The sequence below is a fragment of the Thiospirillum jenense genome (assembly GCF_014145225.1).
Lineage (GTDB): Bacteria > Pseudomonadota > Gammaproteobacteria > Chromatiales > Chromatiaceae > Thiospirillum > Thiospirillum jenense.
Map to the genome: position 1 here is coordinate 32342 of NZ_JABVCQ010000024.1, position 21465 is coordinate 53806.

At 51.6% G+C, this 21465-nt stretch carries 20 protein-coding genes and 1 tRNA gene; 18 read left to right on the plus strand and 3 right to left on the minus strand.

Translation table 11 applies throughout. The annotated features are described in order from the left end of the window. Positions 1-48: 48 nt before the first annotated feature. The gene (gene rlmH, locus HUK38_RS10810) at positions 49-519 is read right to left on the minus strand and encodes a 23S rRNA (pseudouridine(1915)-N(3))-methyltransferase RlmH (RefSeq protein ID WP_182584345.1); all 471 of its coding nucleotides are present in this window, start codon (positions 517-519) and stop codon (positions 49-51) included. A 239-nt stretch (positions 520-758) separates the two neighbouring features. Between rlmH and HUK38_RS10815 the strand changes: the two genes are divergently transcribed. After that, positions 759-3140 (plus strand): PKD domain-containing protein, encoded by a 2382-nt coding sequence (locus HUK38_RS10815; protein WP_182584346.1) that lies wholly within the window; start codon positions 759-761, stop codon positions 3138-3140. Positions 3141-3291: 151 nt separating this feature from the next. Here the strand turns inward: HUK38_RS10815 and HUK38_RS10820 are convergent, their stop codons facing one another. Continuing rightward, a complete protein-coding gene (locus HUK38_RS10820; protein ID WP_182584347.1) occupies positions 3292-4413 on the minus strand; it encodes a phosphotransferase enzyme family protein in 1122 nt (373 codons plus the stop codon). 356 nt (positions 4414-4769) lie between these two features. On the opposite strand from HUK38_RS10820, the gene petA reads away from it, so the two are divergent. The 11 genes from petA (at position 4770) to HUK38_RS10875 (ending at position 14557) form a co-directional block, all read left to right on the plus strand. Continuing rightward, positions 4770-5363: a ubiquinol-cytochrome c reductase iron-sulfur subunit gene (gene petA / locus HUK38_RS10825; RefSeq protein WP_182584348.1), complete on the plus strand. Its 594-nt coding sequence runs from the start codon at positions 4770-4772 to the stop codon at positions 5361-5363. Next, the gene (locus HUK38_RS10830; protein ID WP_182584349.1) at positions 5363-6604 is read left to right on the plus strand and encodes a cytochrome b; all 1242 of its coding nucleotides are present in this window, start codon (positions 5363-5365) and stop codon (positions 6602-6604) included. Before petA ends, HUK38_RS10830 begins: the two co-directional genes overlap by 1 nt. Further along, positions 6601-7356, plus strand: a complete 756-nt coding sequence (locus HUK38_RS10835) for a cytochrome c1 (protein WP_182584350.1) — start codon at positions 6601-6603, stop codon at positions 7354-7356. The genes HUK38_RS10830 and HUK38_RS10835 overlap by 4 nt, the downstream gene beginning before the upstream one ends. Positions 7357-7469: 113 nt before the next feature. Beyond that, the gene (ccmE, locus tag HUK38_RS10840; protein ID WP_182584351.1) at positions 7470-7949 is read left to right on the plus strand and encodes a cytochrome c maturation protein CcmE; all 480 of its coding nucleotides are present in this window, start codon (positions 7470-7472) and stop codon (positions 7947-7949) included. 25 nt (positions 7950-7974) lie between these two features. Further along, complete coding sequence (locus HUK38_RS10845) at positions 7975-9972, plus strand: heme lyase CcmF/NrfE family subunit (RefSeq protein ID WP_182584352.1); 1998 nt, start codon at positions 7975-7977, stop codon at positions 9970-9972. Continuing rightward, positions 9969-10529, plus strand: a complete 561-nt coding sequence (locus HUK38_RS10850) for a DsbE family thiol:disulfide interchange protein (protein ID WP_182584353.1) — start codon at positions 9969-9971, stop codon at positions 10527-10529. The genes HUK38_RS10845 and HUK38_RS10850 overlap by 4 nt, the downstream gene beginning before the upstream one ends. Further along, positions 10526-11062: a cytochrome c-type biogenesis protein gene (locus tag HUK38_RS10855; RefSeq protein ID WP_182584354.1), complete on the plus strand. Its 537-nt coding sequence runs from the start codon at positions 10526-10528 to the stop codon at positions 11060-11062. The genes HUK38_RS10850 and HUK38_RS10855 overlap by 4 nt, the downstream gene beginning before the upstream one ends. Continuing rightward, on the plus strand, positions 11059-11976 hold the full coding sequence (ccmI, locus tag HUK38_RS10860) for a c-type cytochrome biogenesis protein CcmI (protein WP_182584355.1): 918 nt from the start codon (positions 11059-11061) through the stop codon (positions 11974-11976). The genes HUK38_RS10855 and ccmI overlap by 4 nt, the downstream gene beginning before the upstream one ends. Positions 11977-12068: 92 nt before the next feature. Beyond that, entirely contained in the window at positions 12069-13319 is a 1251-nt protein-coding gene (locus tag HUK38_RS10865) for a DUF1015 domain-containing protein (protein WP_182584356.1), read from the plus strand. A gap of 132 nt (positions 13320-13451) precedes the next feature. Further along, positions 13452-14378 carry a 4-hydroxy-3-methylbut-2-enyl diphosphate reductase gene (gene ispH / locus HUK38_RS10870; protein ID WP_182584357.1) on the plus strand — a complete coding sequence of 309 codons (927 nt, stop codon included), beginning with the start codon at positions 13452-13454 and terminating at the stop codon, positions 14376-14378. 103 nt (positions 14379-14481) lie between these two features. Continuing rightward, positions 14482-14557, plus strand: a tRNA-Ala gene (locus HUK38_RS10875). Between the two features lie 187 nt (positions 14558-14744). On the opposite strand, the gene HUK38_RS10880 is transcribed toward HUK38_RS10875, so the two are convergent. Continuing rightward, positions 14745-16712, minus strand: coding sequence for a DEAD/DEAH box helicase (locus HUK38_RS10880; protein WP_182584358.1), 1968 nt, complete (start codon positions 16710-16712; stop codon positions 14745-14747). 109 nt (positions 16713-16821) lie between these two features. Here HUK38_RS10880 and HUK38_RS10885 point away from each other — a divergent pair, with 109 nt between their 5' ends. The 6 genes from HUK38_RS10885 to HUK38_RS10910 all read left to right on the plus strand — a co-directional run. Next, positions 16822-17880 (plus strand): acyltransferase family protein, encoded by a 1059-nt coding sequence (locus HUK38_RS10885; protein ID WP_182584359.1) that lies wholly within the window; start codon positions 16822-16824, stop codon positions 17878-17880. Positions 17881-18068: 188 nt separating this feature from the next. Next, positions 18069-18362 carry a PilZ domain-containing protein gene (locus tag HUK38_RS10890; protein ID WP_182584360.1) on the plus strand — a complete coding sequence of 98 codons (294 nt, stop codon included), beginning with the start codon at positions 18069-18071 and terminating at the stop codon, positions 18360-18362. A 228-nt stretch (positions 18363-18590) separates the two neighbouring features. After that, positions 18591-19067 carry a DUF2934 domain-containing protein gene (locus tag HUK38_RS10895; protein ID WP_182584361.1) on the plus strand — a complete coding sequence of 159 codons (477 nt, stop codon included), beginning with the start codon at positions 18591-18593 and terminating at the stop codon, positions 19065-19067. 65 nt (positions 19068-19132) lie between these two features. After that, a complete protein-coding gene (pdxH, locus tag HUK38_RS10900) occupies positions 19133-19744 on the plus strand; it encodes a pyridoxamine 5'-phosphate oxidase (protein ID WP_238787600.1) in 612 nt (203 codons plus the stop codon). Next, positions 19717-20355: a molybdenum cofactor guanylyltransferase MobA gene (gene mobA / locus HUK38_RS10905; protein WP_182584363.1), complete on the plus strand. Its 639-nt coding sequence runs from the start codon at positions 19717-19719 to the stop codon at positions 20353-20355. Before pdxH ends, mobA begins: the two co-directional genes overlap by 28 nt. Further along, positions 20348-21465 (plus strand): cysteine protease StiP domain-containing protein (locus HUK38_RS10910; protein WP_238787598.1); only part of this gene is annotated, 1118 nt, incomplete at its 3' end. The genes mobA and HUK38_RS10910, both read left to right, overlap by 8 nt.

A 21465-nucleotide genomic window follows, 5' to 3' on the forward strand; every position in this document is an offset into this window, starting at 1 on the left:
AGTAATGCGCGCAATTTTAATTGCCAAGTTATTGCAAACCGCACCGCGTCACGCTCGATGATACGGATGCCCCTGCGTGAGACTCCACGCCCGATACAGCTGCTCGGCCACCATGACCCGCACCAATTGGTGCGGAAATGTCAGTGCCGACAGTGACCACTGTTGATCGGCGCGTTGCAAACAGGCGGGCGCGAGGCCGTCAGCCCCGCCGATCAACAGCGCCACGTCGCTTCCGTGCGACAGCCAGCGGCGCAACTGTTGTGATAACGCAACACTCGACCACTGCTGCCCGTGTTCAGTCAACGCCACCAGCCACGCCCGTTTGGGCAGCGCGGCTAATAAACGCTCGCCTTCAATCGTCAATGCCCGCGAATGATCGCCGCCGCGAGTGCGCACTACCGGCTCAATTTCAATTAACTCCAGCGCACATTCTATTGGCAACCGCCGGGCATAGGTCATCCATCCATCATTCACCCACGCCGGCATTTTCCGCCCAATGCTTAATACCCGGATACGCATGTGTATTGATTCACTATCATTTCAAACAAAAAGCAACTGTAAATTGTTAAACGAATTAAAACAACCACTCTATTAGCACACTTGTTAAACCGATAATGAGTATGCGAATACTCATCGAGCGCATCACTACCAATACTAACAAATGAGATTTCCCTCACATTGAAGGCATGTTTTAATGTATATACTCTCCCATACAAACACCCAGCCGCCATAGATCGCTACTTTGGAGATTAACGCCAATGCAATCATTAAAAGCAATCAATCATCGCTATATTATTGTCAGTGGATTATTCAGTTTAACACTGCTTGCCGGTCAGCCAACTATGGCAACCACCTTTTATGTTGCAACCACCGGGAATGATGCCGCTGACGGCACCGTCAATACACCCTGGCGCACAATATCCCGCGCCACCCAACATGCACTTCAACCCGGTGATCAAGTACTCATTCAACCGGGTACTTATCCAGAAGCAATTGCATTAACGCATTCTGGTGCAGAAGTGGTTAGTGTTACTAGCGGCGTGAGTATCGTCAATACCGATACATTACGATTTCCATTAGGGACTGATGTACCAGCACTCGATTTAACCAATCACCCGGATGAATACTATCTATACGTTTATCGGAGCTGGCGGGCCAATAGCGGTGTATTCAAAATTATTGCTACAGGACAGGATGCACAGGGCGACTGGGTTCAGGTCGTTGGTGCCAATTTTATTAATGAAACCGGAGTCAGTGGCGACCCACGATATTTATCAGCCGCTATAGGTCGCCCTATTGTATTTCGTAATGCAGCCACTGACCCAACAACTCAACGGGTAATACTAGATGCCAGCAGTAAACCGAGCATCTACACCATGTTGTATATTGGTCAAGCAATTAACGATGCCGATGCCGAACCAACCAATTGGAATCTAATCGACGGACTTGATTTGACCGGTTCACATCAAGGTGGTGGTGTACATTTACAGGATTCCAGTTTTAATGTCGTGATGAATAGCCGTGTTTATAATCTCAATGGGGCGGGCATTTTATTTGCGGGTAATGTGGATGATTCGGCACGCTACAACATGATTTTAAATAATGTCATTTATAATACACCTACTGAAGGGATTTATATTGGCGCCGGCGGGCATGGTGAAAATGCAAATGACACACAATTTACCCATATCATTGGCAATGACATTTCTACACAAGGCACAGCCGCTAATGCCCAACTTGAAAATGCTATTGATCTCAAAGAATACAATGATGGTGATCTTGTTGTTGGCAATCTCATACATGATTATGCTTTAATCTCACCTTATAATGGCGCATTAGATATTCGTGACGGCAAACAAGATGTATTAGTTTACAACAATACTTTTCGCAATATTAGTAAAGCAAATCCCGCCGCCAGCAGCGTCATTCATCTTTATGCTGGAAGTCACGACATCCAAATTTTCAATAACGTGCTGATTGATCAAGTTGGCGGTGGTAATGATCTTTACGCCTTCAATGTAGATGGTGGTGGATCAACTGCTGTTCTAATTGCTAATAACAGCATACAGGGTTATGGACAAGGTTTGTTATTAGAACAATACGGCGGCAATACCGATGTTCGCTTTATTAACAATGCGTTTAATTTCGGGAGTAACGGTGACATCATCGAATGGGGTGATAGTGGGCGTTTCACATTTTCACACAACTTATACACCGTTGCGCCCAATACTTATGCCAATGAACCTAATCGTTTAGTAGCAACACCACAATGGAACAGCGCACTTCAGCCATATGCGGATAGCCCACTGATTAATTCAGGTATTGCGCTTGTGGACATAACAATTGATGCCGTGCGCACTGAACGCCCACAGAATAATTTTTTGGATCGTGGCGCGTATGAAGTGCCAAATGATTATTCGCCCCCGCCGGCGATTTTGCCTCAAGCAGAATTTAATGCTTCGCCATTAAATGGGATTGCACCATTAATCGTACAATTCACCGATCAATCACAAAATGCAACCGCATGGCTATGGGATTTTGGTGATGGTAATACTGCAACGACAGCATCGCCCAGTCATGTATTTAATACACCTGGCAACTATACCGTTAGTCTGACTGTAAGCAATGCGAATGGAACAGACGTGCGTATTAAAAATGATTTTGTTCAAGTCACGGCAGAAGAATCTACTGAGGAAATGGCGCTCATTTTTGCTGATGAGTTTGAGACTGGTTTAACTGATTGGTACCGTGAAGGGCGCGTGAGTTGGTATTCGGGTGACCCAAAACAAGGTCAACATGCTATGCGGTTTACGGGCAATAATATTTGGGTAGAACGCACCATTTCTACTGCTGGTTTTACTGATATTCAACTTAGCGTATTTATGGGTGCCGCATCATTTGAAAATTGGGAATATCTGATTCTCTATTGGTCGGATGGTACAACCTGGTATGAACCGGTGATCATTGATAATCATCATGCAGCAAGCGATGGGCAATTGCATGAAATTACTGTGAACTTACCTGCAACTGCCGCAAATAATCCGCATTTTCGCGTCGCCTTTGGAATGTGGGATACTGATACAAAAGACTTCGCTTATATTGATACGTTACGGATAGTTGGTAAAGCTATGACACCATAATCGCTCTTATTCCATTAGAGAGGGTGTGTTTTTATAATCCCGTTTTCAACAACGGGATTATTTTTAGCAAAATTTTGACACCTAAATTACAAATACCGGGCATAGGTCATCCATCCATCATTCACCCACGCCGGCATTTTCCGCCCAATGCTTAATACCCGGATACGCATTGATTAATTAACGTCCGCAATGCCAATTCCTGATTTTCAATGGCGGCAACTAATGCAAGTTGGTTGCGGGCGCGTAACAGATTTTGTCCCGGTTCAGTCACGCGAAAGTATTGATCCCCGTTCAGATGATCAGTTAAAAAACGAATTCCCAATTCCAGTGGTAATAAGCGCAGGGCATCAAATAACCAAGCGCTTTCAATGGGAGTCCACAGCGGCGCGGCAATAGCAAAATATCCAGCAAATAATTCGCGGCAACATGCTTGGTCAAATATCACCTGCCCGTCGGCTTGATCTTCATCAAAGCGATTGCAGCAAGAACGTACGCAGTCGGCGACATCGTGTAATAACAAACCGGGTTGAATGGTGTCCAAATCAATTAAACACAAGGCAGATTGACCTGATAAATCAAACAAAATATTGGTCAATTTAGGATCACCGTGTGTGATACGCAGTGGTAATAGTTCAGCGGCCTGCACTGTATCAAACCGTTGGATTAATCCGGTGCGCTGGTTAATGAAACTAATGGCATCAATAATGGCCGTATCTTGAATTGTGTGTAATGGTGCAAGGCGCTGTTGCAATTGGGCAAGATACTGTGCGCTATCATGCAGCGTCGGCAGGGTTAATTTGAAGTGTTGCCGCGGTAATTGTGCGACAAAAGTATGAAACTCAGCTAATGTCCGCCCGACTTCACGCGCTTGATTTGGCTGGTTAATCGTCATTAATGTCTGACTATTTGCGATCAATTCCAATACCCGCCAGGTGCCGCCATCATGATCAACAAATGCCAATTCACCACTCGCAGCGGGAAATAATTGCGGCAAGCGCGGTGCTTGATTACCCAGTGCCAAACGCGCTTGTTGCAAATACTGCAAATTATCCATGATGCGTTCGGGGGCGGAGAATACGCGCTGGTTAATACGCTGCAAAACAAACTCGCCAGCTTGCGTTTTCACACAATAACTATCGTTAATAAAACCCTGCCCAAACGGCGTGATGTTAATTGTGCCATGACACACTGGAAAGTGTGCGGCAATGATCGAGACATGCTCGAGTTTAATTCCAGAACGCGGTATCGGTGGTGAATGAACTACGCTAGTCATAATAATTATCCTTCGCTGCGATCTTGGTCAACAGTTTAAAGAAAATCGGGTTAATGTGCGGCAGATTTTATTTAGCCGCAACGCGACTTATCCCTAAACGTACCTTGACCAACCCTAGTGTCATCGTTAAAAATACGCGGCCGCTGAAGCCTGTCACGGATCACCAGCCCCCCAGCATCGTAACGCTATGAACGCAGCACGGGGGTTGTTTTGTTTTACAATCATCGTGTTGTTATTGCAAAGCGTGGGCAGTTTTTTGCGTCACCTCTCTTATCAACAATAGAATATTGTCATCGTTCGTACGCCTCCGTTGCGAGGCGTCGTCCCTACGAGCCTAGCGGGGGTTTTTTTAACAAATGAGCGCACAAGGCGTGAATAAGACGCGGAGACGAATACTCGTTGCCGCAACCAGCGTCGTCGGTGCCGTTGGTGCTGGCTACGTCGCTGTTCCCTTCATCGCGTCAATGAACCCGAGTGCTAAAGCTCGGGCGGCGGGCGCACCAGTTGAAGCGAATATCAGTCAGCTAGAACCCGGTGCATTATTAAGGGTTAAATGGCGTGGTCAACCCATTTGGATTGTGCATCGCACAGCCGAAATGCTAAACGCATTACCAACACGCGATTCGGATTTGGTTGATCCGTCATCGCAGGTATTGCAACAACCAAGTTATTGCCAAAATTCGACGCGGTCAATTAAAGCAAATTATTTCGTGGTCATTGGCATTTGCACCCATTTAGGTTGCTCGCCAACTTATCGCCCCGAATTCGCCCCGGAAGACCTCGGGGACAAATGGAAAGGTGGTTGGTTTTGCCCCTGTCATGGCTCAAAGTTTGATTTAGCCGGGCGGGTATTCAAGGGTGTTCCGGCACCGACTAACTTGGTCATTCCCAAACACACCTATCTTAATGACACGACCCTATTGATCGGCGAGGATGGAGGACGGGCTTAATGAGTGCTGCACCCACCGAACCGAGCGGCTTTATTGGCTGGCTCGATAAACGCTTTCCAATTCTACATGTTTGGAATGCGCATTTTGCGGATTACTACGCACCCAAAAATCTGAATTTTTGGTCATTCTTCGGATCACTCGCTTTATTAGTGTTAGTGATTCAAATTGTCACCGGTATTTGGTTGGCAATGAATTATAAACCCTCAGCAGTTGATGCGTTTGCATCCGTTGAATACATCATGCGTGATGTGGACTGGGGTTGGTTAATTCGCTATCTGCATTCCACCGGCGCCTCGGCGTTCTTCATTGTCATTTACCTGCACATGTTTCGCGCCCTCATGTGGGGATCGTATCGCAAACCGCGTGAATTGCTCTGGATCATAGGCGTTATCATTTATCTGGCAATGATGGCCACTGCATTCTTTGGCTACCTGCTACCCTGGGGGCAAATGTCTTATTGGGGCGCACAAGTCATTGTCAATTTATTCGCCGCAGTGCCAGACATTGGTGAACCCTTATCGGCTTGGGTACGCGGTGATTACGTCATCTCTGATGCGACCTTAAACCGCTTCTTTGCTTTCCATTTTTTGATTCCATTCTTGTTAGCTGGCTTGGTGTTTATTCACATCGTCGCCCTGCACCGCGTTGGTTCAAATAACCCAGACGGAATTGAGATTAAAGACAAAAAGGATGAAAACGGCCGCCCGTTAGACGGCATTCCATTTCATCCGTATTACACCGTTAAAGATACTGTTGGCGTGGTTGGCTTTTTAGCCATCTTCGCTGCTATTGTCTTTTTTGCACCCGACTTCGGCGGCTTATTCTTAGAAGGGCCGAATTTCCAACCGGCTGATCCATTAAAAACGCCCCCGCACATTGCACCCGTATGGTACTTCACACCGTTCTACGCCATGTTGCGTGCCGTGCCACCGATTGCTGGTTCTCAATTCCCCGGCGTCGTGGTCATGTTTGCAGCAATTTTAATCATGTTCTTTTTACCCTGGTTAGATCGCAGCCCGGTCAAATCCATGCGGTATAAAGGCAAGATTTCACGCATTGCATTGGGTTTATTTGTCGTGTCATTTATTGCATTAGCGTATCTTGGTCTCATGCCGGCGAGTGATCTATACACGTTTTTATCGCGTGTATTTACCATTATTTATTTCGCCTTTTTTATCTTGATGCCAATTTACAGCAAACTCGATAAAACCCTGCCGGTGCCAGAACGGGTGACCCTATGAGAAATGCCATTTTTGCAATTGCGTTATTATTGGCAACACCATTTGGTCTTGCTATGGCGAGTGGTCATGAGCCAGAGACAGAAGATGCCGATATTGATTTAACCGATCATGCGTCATTACAACGCGGCGCGAAATATTTTATGAATTATTGCCTCGGCTGTCATTCATTAAAATACATGCGCTATAGCCGCGTGGCACAGGATATTGGTATTTCTGATTCAGATTTGCGCAATAACCTGCTGTACGGTAATGCCAAACCAGGCGATATGATTACCAATTCCATGCGTCCAGAAGATGGCGAATTGTGGTTTGGCGCCGTGGTGCCGGATTTAACCCTGGTAGCGCGCTGGCGTACGCCTGATTGGGTGTACACCTATTTGAAATCCTTTTATTTGGATGATAGCCGTCCCTATGGTGTAAATAACCTGATGTTCCCGGATGTGGGAATGCCGCCGGTATTATCTGGATTGCAAGGTATTCAAGAACCAGTTTATGCCGAAGGCTATGAACCTGCGCCCGGTGCGCCAGTAGATAAGGCGCATGTCATTGGTGTTAAATTGGTTAAACAAGGATCATTAACGCCAGAACAATACGATGCAATGGCGCGTGATTTGACCAATTTCTTGACTTACATTGGTGAGCCAATGAAATTGCAACGTCAACAGTTGGGCATTTACGTTCTCTTATTCTTAGGTGTGCTATTTGTTTTGGCATTCTATTTGAAGAAAGAGTATTGGAAAGACGTCCATTAATCATTCGAGTTAGGGTTTATCCTGACTGATTTGGTGCGCCATCCAGAGCGGGATTGCTCTTGGATGGCGTTATTTTTTGGGTGATTAATTCATGTTGTTTGGTATTTTATGCTATGAAAGCACGTCAAAAACGTCTTCTGTTTATTGTATTTGCTATTACTGGAATCGGTATTGCCGCCGCGATGGCATTACAAGCATTGCGCAGTAATATCGCGTATTTCTTTAGCCCATCGCAGGTCATTGCACAACCACCGCCGGCGAATGAAGTTTTCCGACTCGGCGGCTTGGTGGTGAATGGCAGTTTGAATCGCCAATCCGATGGATTAACCGTGCATTTTAAGATTACTGATAATGCCGCCACCATTCCCGTGCGCTATACGGGTATTTTGCCGGATTTATTTAAAGAAGGTCAGGGCGTGGTGGCAAAAGGGCGAATGCAACCCGATGGCGCATTTCAAGCCAATGAAGTATTAGCCAAACATGATGCGTCTTATATGCCGCCGGAAGTGGCTGATACGCTTAAAGCAGCGCATGTCGAAGGCATTGTCGAAACGGTTAAACAACAGCAATTAAATGCAAATCCGCAACCTTAATTGCGGTGGATGCGCGGAGTAATGAATGATTCCTGAACTCGGTCATTTGGCGTTAATTCTGGCGCTCGGCTTGGCACTCATTCAAGCCACCTTACCATTATTAGGCACTTTCAATCACAGTGCGACCTGGATGGCATTAGCCCGGCCACTCGCGTATGGGCAATTCACTCTACTGACTATTGCCTTTGCGTGTTTAACCTATGCTTTTTTAATCAGTGATTTTTCCGTTGCCTACGTCGCCACCAATTCCAATAGTTTATTACCAACGCTCTACAAAGTGTCCGCCGTTTGGGGTGCGCACGAAGGTTCATTATTATTATGGGTATTGATGATGGCCGCATGGGGAGCAGCGGTTGCATTATTCAGCCGGCATTTGCCACAAATAACACTTGCACGGGTAATAGCCGTTCAAGGCATGGTCGCAGTGGGCTTTTTATTATTCATTTTATTCACTTCCAACCCCTTTGAACGCCTATTTCCAATACCACCCGAGGGACGGGATCTCAATCCGTTATTACAGGATTTTGGGTTAGCTATTCACCCGCCCATGTTGTATATGGGCTATGTCGGATTTTCAATTGCCTTTGCCTTCGCCATTGCCGCGTTAATTGGCGGACAATTAGATGCCGCTTGGGCGCGCTGGTCACGACCCTGGACACTCATTGCTTGGGTCTTTTTAACGCTCGGCATTGCATTAGGGTCGTGGTGGGCGTATTACGAATTAGGTTGGGGCGGCTGGTGGTTTTGGGATCCAGTTGAAAATGCGTCACTCATGCCCTGGTTAATTGGCACCGCACTCATTCATTCATTCGCTGTCACCGAAAAACGGGCGGCATTCAAAAACTGGACAGTGTTATTAGCCATCAGCGCATTTTCATTAAGTCTGCTCGGCACATTTCTAGTCCGCTCAGGCGTATTAACCTCTATTCACGCCTTCGCCACCGATCCAACTCGCGGCGCCTTTATTCTGGTATTTTTAGCGATTGTTATTGGCGGATCATTAACGCTCTATGCGTGGCGAGCGCCATCCATTTCCAGTGGTGGTTATTTCGCGCTGTTATCGCGTGAAACCTCACTGTTAATTAACAACCTAATGTTTGCCGCCTTGACCATTATTGTGTTATTCGGCACCTTAGCACCACTGATTTATGACGCCTTTGGCTGGGGTAAAATCTCCGTTGGTTTTCCCTGGTTTAATAAAATGTTCACGGTATTAGCACCGGGTTTAGTCATTGTCATGGGCATCAGTCCATTTTTGCGTTGGAAACGTGATCGGTTCATGCGGTTAATTCGACACCTATGGTGGCTGGTCGCAATTGTTTTAGCCATTAAACTGTTATTGATTAGCCAAGTGCCAATCGGTGTGATGATTGGGATGTCATTAGCGGTTTGGTTATTGATCACGCACGGCGCTTCTGTGTATGAACGCCTCCAACAGCGTGACCGCTCTCAATTCACATTAAAAGCCGCTTTCATTCAAGATTTACGCGGTAGCGGGCGCAGCTTTTACGGCATGATCATTGCGCATGTTGGCATGGCATTGTTTATTATTGGCGTCACCATTGTCTCCCATTTTGCCATTGAAACCGATGTCAGATTATCGCCTGGTGATAGTCATGTCGTTGCCGGTTATCGCTTTGAATTCAAGGGCGCGGTTTCCAGTACCGGCCCGAATTATCATGCCGAACGCGGGCATTTTATTGTCACAGATGATAATGGCGATCATGTTGCTGATTTATTCCCCGAGAAACGCGCTTATTTCGGCGGTGGAATGCCCATGACCGAAGCGGCAATAGACCCAGGGTTAATGCGCGATGTGTACGTTGCATTGGGCGAACCATTGGGTGAGGGTGATTGGGCGGTGCGTTTGTATTATAAACCAGCGGTGCGTTTTATTTGGCTGGGTGCAATTTTCATGGCATTGGGTGGATTATTGGCAATGGCTGATCGGCGCTACCGAAGCACGTCACCATTAGCGCAAATCACTCCAACCATTGCCGCATCAGGATCAATCAAACCATGACTATTCAATCCAAACGCTTGTCATTATTTGTGTTGCCATTAGCGATTTTCATAGCATTGGTGGGCTTGTTATTATTTGGTTTAACGCAAGACCCGCGTGAGGTGCCGTCACCGCTGATTGGTAAATCAATTCCAACTTTTAATACACCCGACTTAATTGATCCGTCGCGTCAAGTGACGGATGCCGAATTACGCGGACACATCACGTTATTTAATGTATGGGCGTCGTGGTGTCCGGCGTGTAAAGCAGAACATCCAATGCTCATGCAATTAGCGCAGCAGGCGGGGATTCAATTGATTGGCTTGAATTGGAAAGATGAACGCAGCGCGGCATTGCAAGTGATTAATAGTACCGGCAACCCGTATCTTTTCATTGGGTATGATCGGGATAATCGCGTGGGATTAGATTGGGGCGTGTATGGAGCGCCGGAAACCTTTATTATTGATCGGGCTGGAATCATTCGCCATAAACACATTGGCCCCATTGACCAAACAGTTTGGGATGACACGCTCGCGCCCTTAATTAAAACATTGCAAGCGGAGCCGCATTCACCATGATTAAACACAGATTAATACGCGGCGGGGCGGTATTGATAATAATTGGTTTCATACACACCGCCGCGCTGGGGTTTACCTTAGAACAATTTCATTTTGATAGTGCGCAACAAGAAACCACCTTCCGCGAGTTAATTGGTAAATTGCGCTGTTTGGTGTGTCAGAATGAATCATTAGCCGGTTCACAGGCGGAATTAGCGCAAGATTTGCGGCGCGAAGTGTATGAAATGTTGCGCGCCGGGAAATCAGAACAAGAGGTGATTTCATTTTTAACCACGCGCTATGGTGATTTCATTTTGTATGATCCACCATTAAAACCGTCAACCTATGTGCTATGGTTTGGGCCAATTATTTTAATTAGCATTGCGGCGGTGTTTATGTTGCGATTATTATTGCGCGGGCGGTCTCCATTGAATAGAAATGATGCGCTTGATCCGCAAGAACAACAGCGGTTAAATCAATTATTGGCGGCGACCATTGCCGATCCGAATAACCCGACCGCCTCGTCCACCATTGCTGAGAAATCGCACCCATGACGCCATTTTGGATGTTCGCCACTGGTTTATTATTATTAACCGCGTTGTTTATTACCACGCCGCTATGGTTGCGCCGGCGTTCAACGGCCGCGGCGGCTACGCAGGATCAATTAAATCTCAATTTATTTCAGCAACGTTGTGCTGAATTGGAGGCGGATTTAGCAACGGGATTGCTCGATGCCACGCAATATGACGCGGCGCGGCGGGATTTGGAACGCGAATTGCTGCACGATGTGCCGGCCGGGGTAAATACCACTGTCGCGCCCACGCCACGCGAGCCGGCGAGTCGCTGGTTGACGGTGCTGGCGGCGGCGGGTGCGGTGCCGGCGTTGGCAGTGGGATTGTATTTCATTATCGGCAATCCGACGCTCACTGCCGCGCTGCCGCCCGCCGCTGCGACCGCGCAAATGCCGCCGTTGGACGTGTTGGCCGAGCGCCTGACCGAGCGGTTGCAGCAGACGCCGGACAATCTCGACGGGTGGTTGATGTTGGGGCAGACGCAGTTTGCGCTCGGGCGACCGGCGGAGGCGTTGGCGGCGCTGGAACGGGCGTATGCGCTCGCGCCCGAGCAGTCGGAGGTGATGTTGGCGTATGCCGAGGCATTGGCGGCGAATAATCACAATTCATTAGCCGGCCGGCCGACTGAGTTAATTGCCAACGTATTAGCGCGTGAACCGACAAATGTGACGGCGTTATGGTTAAACGGCATGGCGGCATTTCAACAGCAGCAATTCGCCGCCGCAATTAACAATTGGCAGCAGGTATTAACCCAAATTGATCCCGCTGGTGAAGAGGCGAAATCAGTGCAGGCATTAATTGCTGAAGCACAACAAGAATTGGCGAATGAAAAAACGCCGAGTACACCACCCGCGTCATCAATTCCGCCGGCCGCCCAATCTAATTCACCGCAATAGGTGTTGGTTAATCATTATCATTGGCGTGATTGATTGACGACGGCGCCCAGCTTTAATCCAGTTCATTCCCCACATTTCAAGGTTTATTGCATATGTCATTAATTCAACCTTTTGCCGCGCTGCGCCCTGCCCCCGGCCGCGCCGCTGACGTGGCCGCGCCACCGTATGATGTAATGAACACCGCCGAAGCGCGGGCGATGGTCAGCGGGCGGCCGCATAGTTTTTTGCACGTTTCCCGCGCTGAAATTGACCTGCCGGCGGATACCGATCCCTACTCGGCAGCGGTATATGCTTGTGCGGCCAAGCATTTTTCCCAACTGCGCCGCGATGGCGTGCTGGTGGCCGATTCGCAGCCATGTTATTACCTCTACCGTTTGACGCTCGGCGCGCAGGTGCAGACTGGACTGGTGGCGGTGGCGTCGGTTGTCGCGTATCAGCAACAGCGTATCAAAAAACACGAATTGACGCGCACGGAAAAAGAGGATGATCGGGTGCGGCACATCGAGGCCGTGAATGCGCAGACGGGGCCGGTGTTTTGGGTGTACCGCGATCAACCCGCGATTCGCAAGGCGCTGGCGGGCGGCGCGGCGGGGGATGCGGACGTGGATTTCACTGCTGCGGACGGGGTGCGTCATCAATTGTGGCGCATTAGCAACGTCGCCAGAATGCGTGCGATTTCCGCCGCGTTTAATCGCCTCGACGCGCTGTACATTGCCGACGGTCATCATCGTGCGGCGGCGGCGGCGCGTGTGGCGGAAAAAAGACGGGCGGCGGGTGCCAGTGCGGCCGATTGGACGTTAGGTGTCTTATTTCCGCACACCGACGTGTGTATTTTAAGCTACAACCGCGTGGTGCGGGATTTGAACGGACTGGACAGTGCGACCTTTTTGCAACGGTTGGCGGCACATTTTACCGTCACGCCCAGCGCTCAACCGGTTGCCCCGGCGCAGATGGGCGAGTTTGGGCTGTATCTTGAGCGGCATTGGTATCATTTGCACTACAGTCACGCGGCCGCAACAGCGACCAGTGCAGCGAATACCGCCGAGCAATTACTTAATCGGTTAGATGTCAATGTATTGCAGACGTTAGTATTAGAGCCGTTATTAGGCATTACTGATCCACGCCGGGATAATCGAATTGATTTTGTCGGCGGCAGTCGGGGTTTAATGGGATTAACGCAGCGCGTGGATAGCGGTGAAATGACAGTGGCATTTGCGCTCTGCCCGACGGCAATGGATGATTTACTTGCGGTGGCGGATGCCAATGCGATTATGCCGCCGAAATCCACCTGGTTTGAACCAAAACTGGCGGACGGATTGGTGTGTCATTTGCTAGGGGAATGATTCATCATTGCCGATGAGGCGCGGTTGAATGATTAGCGCGAGTGAAATTGATTGCTATCTTCATTCAACCCATCATCAATTGTATTTAACCTAACGCGGCGCTGTTTGTTTGACAGTCACGAATTAAAAAACATGGATATTCTACTCGCCAATCCACGCGGTTTTTGCGCTGGTGTTGACCGCGCTATTGCCATTGTTGACCAGGTATTAGCCGTATTTGGCACACCCATTTATGTGCGCCATGAAATTGTTCATAATCACACCGTTGTTGCGGATTTGAAACAACGTGGCGTGATTTTTATTGAAGAATTGGCCGACATCCCCGACGGCGCGGTGTGCATTTTCAGTGCGCACGGCGTCCCGCAGGCGGTGCGCAGTGATGCGGCGGCGCGACAATTGCGTCTGTTTGATGCCACTTGTCCGCTCGTAACTAAGGTGCATTCGGAGGTGGCGCGGCACTCGCAGGCGGGGTTGGATGTGGTATTAATCGGACATCGCGGGCATCCCGAGGTCGAAGGCACGCTCGGACAATGTCCGCCCGCGCAAATTCATTTGGTGGAAAAGGTCGCAGATGTCGCCAATTTGGCCGTGAAAAACGCCGATCAGGTGGCGTATGTCACGCAAACCACGCTCTCGATGGATGATACCCGCGACATCATTGCCGCGTTGCAAGCGCGCTTTCCCAAGTTGGTCGGGCCGCGCAAAAGTGACATTTGTTACGCCACGCAAAATCGGCAAAACGCGGTGCGGACGCTGGCGCAGCAGTGCGAGTTGGTGTTGGTGATCGGCTCGGCGACCAGCTCGAATTCCAAACGGCTGCGCGAGTTGGCCGAGCGGCACGGCACGACGGCGTATCTCGTTGATGGGTCGGCAGATTTGCACCGCGATTGGTTTGCGGACAAACCGCAGATTGGCATCACGGCGGGGGCGTCGGCGCCGGAGTCGTTGGTGGCGCAGGTGCTTGACCAGTTGCGCGAGTGGGGTGCGACGAGCGTGACGGAGCAGCCGGGGATTCGGGAGGAGGTGGTGTTTGCGCTGCCGCCGATTGCAAAATTTTGATTTAATTGAATAAATCACTTGGGCATTGCATTGGTCAACTGGCTTAGGCTAGAATGCGCAGCCTAGCCACTACCCAAGTGGTGCGGGACAATTTAACGATTTTGGGGCCGTAGCTCAGCTGGGAGAGCGCCGCGTTCGCAATGCGGAGGTCAGGGGTTCGATCCCCCTTGGCTCCACCAATTCCTACCGTAATCAGTCACTTACGACTGCGCCCGCCAATTTTCCACCAAACACCGCCCGCGCATTTTCACCAGTCAACTCGGATTGATCTGGCTGAATTGGTGCGTCGTCAATTTGATCTGACTGCGGGCGCGGACGGTGCGTGACCGCCCGCTATTTTTCAAATAATCCTGTCAAAACAACCCGTTACCGCTGATCTTTCCGCTCGCGGTGACGCGGGTGATCGCCACGCGGCGGCCGCGGCTCAGATGACGGCGGCGCCCGACGCGGGTAGCGGTCACTGTCACCCCGTTCGACCCGCTCGCGGCGCGGTGGCGCATCAGCTTGACCACCGCCACCGGTTGCCAAACTGATCTGCAACGCCTGCCCGCAGACATACACCCGCTTGAGATGTTGCAACGTGTCACGCGCCAGCGTCGCCGGCAGATCAACCAGAGTGTGATCGTCGCGGATGTCAATTCGTCCAATCATCCGCCCGCTCAAGCCCGCCTCGTTGGCAATTGCGCCGACAATTTCACGCGGCGTCACCCCGTCCCGATGCCCGACCTCGATGCGGTAGCTGGTCAAATTTTGATCGCCCTCAAACGGCGGCGGGCGCTCGCGGTCACGGCGGCGGGAATCATCACCCGCACTCGGCGCCCGCTCGCGTGGGTCATAACTGCCCCGGTCACGCTCACGCGGCGGCCGCTGCTGATAATCGCCGTCACGATCACTGCGCCGCCGCGGGCGCTCATCACGCGGGCGGTCATCCCGCCGTTCAAACTGACGCGGTGGCGGGCGTTCCTCGCGCACTTCCAACGGCCGCTCGCGTTGCAGCAAGAAACTCAGCGCCGCGGCCACGTCCATCAGATCGAGTTCCTGCTCTTTGGTCAGGCGCGCAATCAGGCGATAGAAAAAATCCAAATCCTGCTCGGCTAACGTGGTGCGCAGATCAGCGGTAAAGCGTTCAATCCGCGTAGCACTGAGCGCGGCGGCGGACGGCGGCTCCATCGGCGGGATGTCACGGCGGATCACCCGTTCAATTGCCCGCAGCAGCCCGCGTTCACGCGGCTCGACCAGCAAAATCGCCCGCCCTGGCCGACCAGCCCGTCCCGTCCGCCCAATGCGGTGAACATACGACGGCGGATCGGTGGGGATGTCAAAATTGATGACGTGACTGATGCGCTCGACATCCAGCCCGCGAGCGGCGACGTCGGTGGCAATCAAAATATCCAATTGCCCGTCGCGCAGTCGTGCAATGGTGCGCTCGCGTAAATCCTGATTCATGTCACCGTTGAGCGGCTCGGCGGCAAAGCCGTGCGCTTTCAATTTGTCAGCCAACTCGGCCGTGGCATTTTTGGTGCGGACAAAAATCAACAGTCCATCAAAGGGTTCCAGTTCCAACAAGCGCGTCAGCACGTCGAGTTTATGCGCCCGCGTGACCAAACAGTAACGCTGTTCAATCGTGTCAACGGTCTCGGATGCCGCCCGCACCCGCACCTCAACCGGATCGCGCAGCCGCGCACGGGCGACTTTTTTAATTCCGTCGGGCATGGTGGCGGAAAACAGCGCGACCTGCCGCTCGGCGGGGCAGTGGTCAAAAATCCAATCAATATCCTCGGCAAAGCCCATGTTGAGCATTTCGTCGGCTTCGTCGAGAACGAGCGTGCGCAAGCCGTCGAGCGACAGCGTTTGGCGGCGCATGTGATCCATGATCCGCCCGGGCGTACCGACGATCACCTGCGGCGTGCGGCGCAGTTGGCGGATTTGCAAACTGTAACTTTGCCCGCCGTAGATTGGCAGAACGTGAAAATTGGGCAGGTTTTGGGCGTAAACTTGAAACGCCTCGGCCACCTGCAACGCCAATTCCCGCGTCGGGGTGAGGACTAAAATTTGCGGCAGGTCGTGATTGGGTTGCAAATTATTCAACAGCGGCAACGCAAAGGCGGCAGTTTTGCCGGTGCCGGTTTGCGCTTGACCGAGCAAATCACGCCCGGCCAGCAAATGCGGGATACACTGTTGCTGAATCGGCGTGGGCGTTTCATAACCCATGCGCGTCACGGCTTGGGCAAGCGGCGGGGACAAGCCCAGCGCGGCAAAGTTGGGAACGGCGTCGGTGTCGGCGGGGGCGGTGGCTGCGACTGATGCAGCGATTTCTGGGGTATCCAGACTCATGCGGGTAATCAACCTCAAAACAGATAACGGCAGGGTGGGTCAATTCTGACCCGAAATAAAACAAATCATTCTAGCATAATTTGTTGATCGCTGCGCTTTAGGCGTCAATATGACAGAAAAAAAATCTTATTCAAATGTCAATACCATTCACGCACTGCAAGCATTACGCGGCGTGGCTGTGAGTTTAGTTGTCTTATTTCATACCACGCAATTGTGCGCGGACTATTACCAGTTTGCGCCATTGAACGGGCTATTTTTATTTGGTTTTTCGGGTGTTCATTTATTCTTCGTATTAAGCGGTTTTATCATCTTGACCATTCATTACCGCGATATTAACCAGCCGCGGCGGTTGGTCAGTTATCTTAAAAAACGCTTTGTTCGGATTTACCCAATTTACTGGATTACGTTAGCGATATTTTCGGTGTGGTTATTCTTTCGTGGCGCCATGACGTTAGACGATATTTATGCCAGTATTGGATTAGTCACCATGCCCTGGCGCTATGTTAATCCGGTGTCGTGGACGCTGACATTTGAAATAGCGTTTTATCTAATTTTCGCCAGTTTAATTATCAACCGCCGCCTCGGGATAATAATTCTGTGCGGCTGGTTAATTGCACTCGCCGCCGCGCATCTATTCGATCTGCACCCGCCATTTGTCCTGCGTCATTTGACCCACAAATACGTCATTTTATTTATGATTGGATTAACCGCCGCGTATCTTTCTATACAATGGCGGCAGTATTCTGCAATTCCCAATCAGGGGCGGGTGCATGATCTATTTGCGCTGGGCGTGATCGTATTTGCCATCACCGCCTATTTCTGTTTAGCAAACCAAATCCGCGATTGGGATTTGTGGAGCGTAACATTAGGCTTTGGGATTGCTAGTGGTTTAATGATGATGGCTGCCTTATCGCCCGCATTAGAACAGTTTTTTCAATCACGCCACCTATTAACATCACTCGGTGATGCGTCCTATTCCATTTATTTAATGCATTATCTTCTGATTAAAACGCTGGTGCATTGGTTGAAACTTTACCTACCGACAACCCAGCCGGTGATGATTACCTTGATATTTATCACCGTTGCCATCATCGTCACCTGGACTGGCTGGTTACTGCATCGTTTAATTGAACGCCCATTATTACACTGGCTGCGGCGCAAATTTTAATCCAACACCCCGCCGGCGCCAACATTGCTGGGCGGTATGGTGATTGCCATTATCTGCTAAATGCAAATAACACTTGGCTAAAGGTCACAATATATTAGATAATTACCGGGCGCTGGTTATCACTCCGGTCAAACAACCCTAATTGAAAATCATTTTCAAGATTATCAACACACGCTCAGGACTACGCTATGATTGAAGAGGAAGAACGCCGCCGTTTTATGCGTCTCAATGCCGAAACGCAAGCGACTATTACCCGTTTAGCAACGCAAGAAACGGCTGTGGTCAATTTAATTGATTTAAGTGCTTGTGGGTGCGCATTCTTCACCACGCTGGCAGTTAAATTAGATGAAAAGATCGCGTTCATGGTGGATAACCCTAATCCTAATCTTGAACCGTTGCAGCGCTATGCAATGGTGACGCGCCTGTCGCGTGGTCAAGAAAAACATCTCGTCGCAGTTGAATTCGTGATTGATGATAGTTAATGCTAAACGGACAGTTAAGGCGAATTGAAAACGGCGCAATTCATCAAACGGTTTAGCGCCATTTTCCATTCCCGTTACTGTCGCCAACATATATTAAACAGCCCCGTATTTGTATTCAAATCATCAACGCCGCAAATACAAGCGTGGTGAATAAGCCGCATAACGTGTTAGCAACTTTAACCGGTATCTGCTAACTTCATGCAATCGTTTTCAAAGCAGTCATTCGCTATGGTCAAGAATCAAAACTCTGTCACGCCGCAATCATCCACTGCCGCGGCGCCCACTATCGCAGCGCAACCTACTGATGTTGCTTCGTCACCACCGCCGTCACCAAAACGCAAACGTTCCGCCCCCGCTAAATCTGCGACGGTGGCGGCAGCAACTCCGCCGGTAAAAACGCCAATAACGCGGTCATCGGCGGCGAAAAAGTCGGTAACGCGGCCGGCGACACCTGCGCCAGCACCCGATCCTGCGCCGCCGGTGATTGAACCGCCCGCCCCACCTGTGGCGACAACGCAACCACGTCGCCGTAAAACAACAGCCGCGGCGCTCTCACCTGAACAACGTTACAAAATGGTGCAGGATGCCGCCTATTACCGTGCCGAAAAACGCGGATTTGCGCCCGGGCATGAGGCTGAGGATTGGGCGGCGGCCGAGCGTGAGGTTGAGGTGCTGCTGCGCCAGCGGAAAAATCAGAAAAAATAATGGCTTACCTAACACCGCCTGCCGTTGCAACCGTCGTTGATCCCGCCGCCGAGCGGGATCAATTGATGCAAACTGGACTGAGTCGTGCCGCGCTCAACCCCGATCCCGTCGCCCAATTTGAAAGTTGGTATCAAGCCGCCGTTGCTGCCGCGCTGCCCGAGCCGAACGCCTTGACGTTGGCGACGGTAGACGCGGCGGGGCAGCCCTGGCTGCGCACCGTGTTGCTAAAACTCTACGATGCCGACGGTTTCGTGTTTTTTACCAATTATCACAGCCGCAAAGCGCAGCAACTGGACGCCAATCCACAGGTGGCGCTGTTATTTCCCTGGGTGGCATTGGCGCGACAGGTGCAAATTGTCGGCAGTGCAACGCGCATTTCCACCGCCGAATCGCTGCGCTACTTTGCCACGCGCCCTCGCGGTAGTCAGATCGGGGCGTGGGCGTCGCCACAAAGTCAGGTCATCACATCACGGTCACTGTTGGAGGCGAAAATCGCGGACGTGGCGCGCAAATTTGCGCAGGGCGAGGTGCCGCTGCCCGATTTTTGGGGCGGCTATCGCGTGGTGTCGCGTTATTTTGAATTCTGGCAAGGTCGCCACAATCGCCTGCATGATCGCTTCTGTTACCGGCACGATGCCGCGAGCGGGCAGTGGCAGATCGAGCGGCTGGCACCGTGAATAGCGCCAGCGGGGTGGTGATTGACCCGCAGCAGATCACCGGTTTAGTTCTCGCCGGCGGCGCAGGACAACGGCTCGGCGGCGTGGACAAGGGGCTGCACCCGTTTGCGGGTAAGCCGTTGATTGCGTGGATGCTCGACCTGCTCACGCAGCAATGCGGGCAGGTGCGCATCAGTGCTAATCGCAATTTAGCGGCGTACTATCATTACGGTTATCCGGTCAAACCCGATTATTTGCCGAACTTTTCCGGTCCGCTGGCGGGCATTGCGCGGGCGTTACACGAGATCACCACGCCCTGGCTGCTGACCGTGCCGTGTGATACGCCGCTGATTCCCGCTGATTTAGCCCAGCGCCTCGCGGCCGGGTTAATTGCCCAAACCGCGCAAGTTGCCATCGTCGGGACGCCCGAGCAGTGGCATCCGCTCCACGCGCTGATCCCGCGCACGTTAATGACTGATTTAGATGAATATTTAGCCAGCGGCGAGCGGCGCGTGTACGGCTGGTTAGAACGCCACCCGCTGGCGCTGGTGCCATTTGACGCCACTACCGCCCCCGCCGCTGATCCGTTTACCAATCTCAACCAGACTGAGGATTTCGCCCGTTTTGCGTAACAGTTGCCCCAGTCGTGACCTGAACTCGCCCGGCGCCGCGCTGCCGTCCACTGCGCCAGCACCGCGGTTTTGCGGCAGTTACGCGCCGTCCGACGTGGACATTTTGCTCCAACCGCTGTCGGAGTCCGCCGTGCCGCTGCTGGACGCGAGCGATCTGGTCGCCAAAGAGCGCCTGCTGCAATCGGGGCAATGTCACTACGGCAGTCTGCTGAGTCGTGAAACGCCGCCGTCACCCGAATATTTGGCGCTGTTTTACGCCGCGGTGACGCGCACCCAGCCGCAGATGGCGCGCTTGTTACTCGATTTAGCCGCGATCATCGCCGCGCAGCGCGTTGGTCAAATCACGCTGATCTCACTGCTGCGCGCTGGTCTGCCGCTGGGCGTACTGTTGAAACGGATATTAACCCAGCATTTTCACCGCCAAGTCGCGCACTATGCCGTCTCAATCCTGCGTGATCGCGGCTTGGACACCCAGGCGTTGCGGGTGATTCTTGACCATGACCAGCGCCCGGCGGCGAGCGTCGCGTTTGTGGACGGTTGGATCGGCAAGGGCATGATCGCCGCGACCCTGACCCGCGCCGTGACCGCGTTTAATCAAAACAGCGGGCGGCAACTCGCGCCGCACCTGTTCGCGCTGACCGATTTGGCTGGCGCGGGCATCGCCCCGACGGATGCTGACTGCCTGATCCCGACCTGCCTGCTCAACGCCACCGTCGCCGGCCTCATCAGCCGCTCGGTTGCCGCGCCCGATCACCCGAGCGACGCGCTGCACACTTGCGTCACCTACCCCCAATTCGCCGCGCAGGACGTGTCGCGCTGGTGGATTAACGTGACCGATCAAGCAGTTACGCAACTGGTGGCGGGCGGGTATCAGCCGAACGCGACGCCCGTTGACCCGCAGCGCGGTCGTGAGCGCATCGGCGAGCAACTTGCCAACCTGACGGCACAATGCGATATAAGCGATCTCCACCGCGTGAAAATCGGGCTGGGCGAGGCGACGCGGGTGTTACAACGTCGCCTGCCGGAGCGGGTGCTGGTGCGCGATCCCGCCAGCGCCGATCTTGACCACCTGCGTTATTTAGCGCAGCGGCGGGCGGTGACTTGGCAAAT